3 protein-coding genes are annotated in these 2,545 nt (G+C 49.1%); all 3 read right to left on the bottom strand.

Annotated features, from left to right (window positions below; translation table 11 throughout):
* Window positions 1-97: hypothetical protein (locus Q0314_RS05475; RefSeq protein WP_298057365.1), on the bottom strand; the 97-nt coding region annotated here is incomplete at its 3' end.
* A 4-nt stretch (window positions 98-101) separates the two neighbouring features.
* Entirely contained in the window at window positions 102-1,208 is a 1,107-nt protein-coding gene (gene recA, locus Q0314_RS05470) for a recombinase RecA (protein WP_122862405.1), read from the bottom strand.
* Between the two features lie 112 nt (window positions 1,209-1,320).
* Entirely contained in the window at window positions 1,321-2,415 is a 1,095-nt protein-coding gene (locus Q0314_RS05465) for a DNA adenine methylase (protein ID WP_298057362.1), read from the bottom strand.
* Window positions 2,416-2,545 lie beyond the last annotated feature (130 nt).

The following is a 2,545-nucleotide window of genomic DNA, read 5'->3' as shown; positions in this document are numbered from 1 at the left end:
CTACGGTGCCGTCGCTTAGAGCCACGGTCGCTTTCACGGTCGGGTTGCCGCGGCTATCGAGTACTTCTATCGCCGTTACGTCTTCTATAAATACCATTATTTTATTCCTCCGTATTTTCTTCTATGCTTTCGCTTTCGTCGTCGCTATCTTTGCCGCCCGCGCCGCTTATTAGCTTATCTAGGCCGATCGAGCTTTTTATCGTCGCTACGATCTCGTCTGATATCTCGGGGTGCTCTTTGAGATAGGCTTTTGCGTTTTCGCGGCCTTGTCCGATTTTGGCGGCTTTGTAGCTAAACCACGCGCCGCTTTTGTCGATGATATCGAGCTTCACGCCGTAGTCGATGATCTCGCCGTCGCGGCTGATGCCCTCGCCGAACATTATGTCAAATTCCGCCGTTTTAAACGGAGGCGCGACCTTGTTTTTCACGACTTTTACCTTCGTGCGGTTGCCGATAGGCTCTTCGTTTTGTTTTAGAGTGGCGATTTTTCGCACGTCTAGGCGCACGGATGCGTAAAATTTAAGCGCATTACCGCCCGTAGTGGTCTCAGGCGTGCCGTAACCCATAGCGCCGATTTTCATACGAATTTGGTTGATAAATATCACGGTCGTGTTCATCTTGTGCACGACGCCCGCGAGTTTGCGCAGCGCTTGGCTCATAAGTCGCGCTTGCAAGCCTACGTGCTGATCGCCCATATCGCCCTCGATCTCGCTTTTTGGCGTTAGCGCCGCAACGCTATCCACGACGATAAGCTCGACCGCGCCGCTTCTAGCGAGGTTTTCTACGATCTCAAGCGCCTGTTCGCCGAAGTCTGGCTGGCTGACGTAGAGATTTTCGGTATCTACGCCCAAATTTGCCGCGTATTTCACGTCTAGAGCGTGCTCGGCGTCGATAAAGGCGCACGTAGCTCCCGCTTTTTGCGCTTCGGCGATGATGTGCAAGGTTAGAGTCGTTTTGCCCGAGCTCTCAGGTCCGTAAACCTCGATAATACGGCCCTTTGGGATACCGCCTATACCAAGGGCTAGATCAAGTCCTAGCGAGCCGGTCGAGATACTATCTATGGCCTCAACCTGCTTGTCGCCAAGGCGGATCAGCGTACCCTTGCCAAATGCTTTATCTATCTGCTTTAAAGCCGCGTCTAAGGCCTTTTTCTTGTCCGAATCGTTTGTCGGCGGGACTATCTTTTTCTCTTCTTTTTCTTTTGCCATCGGCTTCCTTAAATTTAAAATAATCGGGCTGATTTTATCAAATTTGAGATGAATTTTTGATTATTCGCGCAAATTTGAGACGGGTTTGGGCGCGGTCAAATTTAGCCTAAATTTACGCCTTTTTTAAAACGTAAAGCAGCTCGCTCACGTGCGTCGGACGGCTGGCTAGATTTCTGCTACCGCGAAAGGCGTTGTATTTTTGCTCCAAAATTTGCACTTCGCCAAGCCCGGCTAAATTTTGGCTAAATTCCTCGCGCGCGATGAAGCCCTCGGAGTTAAACGAGATGAGCACGAATTTTGCTTTTAGCTTTGAGATTAACTCGAAAAACGCGGGCGCGGCGGCGGATTTTTGATTAAACACCGAGCGGTTCCAGCCTCTAGCGATACCCGAAACCCGCGAGATTTCGCTCGGACGCTCGTAGCTAGCGATCAAATTTAGCATAAAGTAGTTCGAGCCGTACGGGTGCTGGTTATAGGGCGGATCAAGATAGACTAGATCAAGCGGCGGAAGCTCGGCGGCAAGTTCGTTTGCGTCTTGCCTTTTAACGTCAAATTCGACGTTAAAATTTGAAAAAACGGGCTTAAGCAGGCTAATGTCGGCCGTGATGCGAGATAGCGCGTGTTTGCCGCGTCCGCCAAACTGCCCAAGGCCGTCCTTGTTTTTATGAAAACCCTTGAAAATACCGCTGGTGTTAGCGTGCACGCTGGCTGAATATAATAGCGGAGCGACGAAAAAGACGCGCAGCTCCTGCGGCACGAGCGAGTCGATCATCTGGCGCGCGGTGTCTATGTAGGCGGCGTTTTTTCTCGTGTAAAAGACGCGGTCAGCAGGCGAAATATTTGCCTCGTCTTTTGGCGCATAAAGCTCGCAGATAAAGCCCTCGCGTAAATTTGCGCCGATTTGGCGCGTTAGTTTTTCATGCCAAAAATCAAGCTCTTTTTTAAATTTCGCGTCCGCGTTTGCGAGGTAGCACTCGTTTGTTACGCGGCTATAAAGCTCCAGGTCGTTTGCGACGATGGAGCTTGCGTGGGATTTTAAAAACCGCGACACGATGCCGCTGCCGCTAAAAAGGTCGCAGCAGCTTAGTTTTTCTTTACCTAGCGCCTCTTTTGCGATATTTACGCCTTGTTCGATGAAGCCTAAAAGCGAGCGTTTGTTGCCAAGATAAGTTAAAATTTGCTCTTTTAAATACGCCTGATTTTCCATATTTTTCTTTATAAATTCCGCATTTTTATGGCGATTGTAGCAAAAATTTACTATAATTTCGCAATTTAGCCGCGCGCGAAATTTAAAGCGGAGCAAAAAGGATAAAATTTGAAGATTTTTAAGCATATAA

The sequence above is a fragment of the uncultured Campylobacter sp. genome (genome assembly GCF_938040115.1).
GTDB lineage: Bacteria > Campylobacterota > Campylobacteria > Campylobacterales > Campylobacteraceae > Campylobacter_A.
Note: the sequence above shows the minus strand (reverse complement) of the source record. Positions and strands in the feature narration are given on the sequence as shown.

What these genes read in the sequence shown, in the direction of transcription:
- recA (WP_122862405.1), bottom strand. Translation starts at nt 1,208, where the DNA reads ATGGCAAAAGAAAAAGAAGAGAAAAAGATAGTCCCGCCGACAAACGAT.
- Q0314_RS05465 (WP_298057362.1), bottom strand. Translation starts at nt 2,415, where the DNA reads ATGGAAAATCAGGCGTATTTAAAAGAGCAAATTTTAACTTATCTTGGC.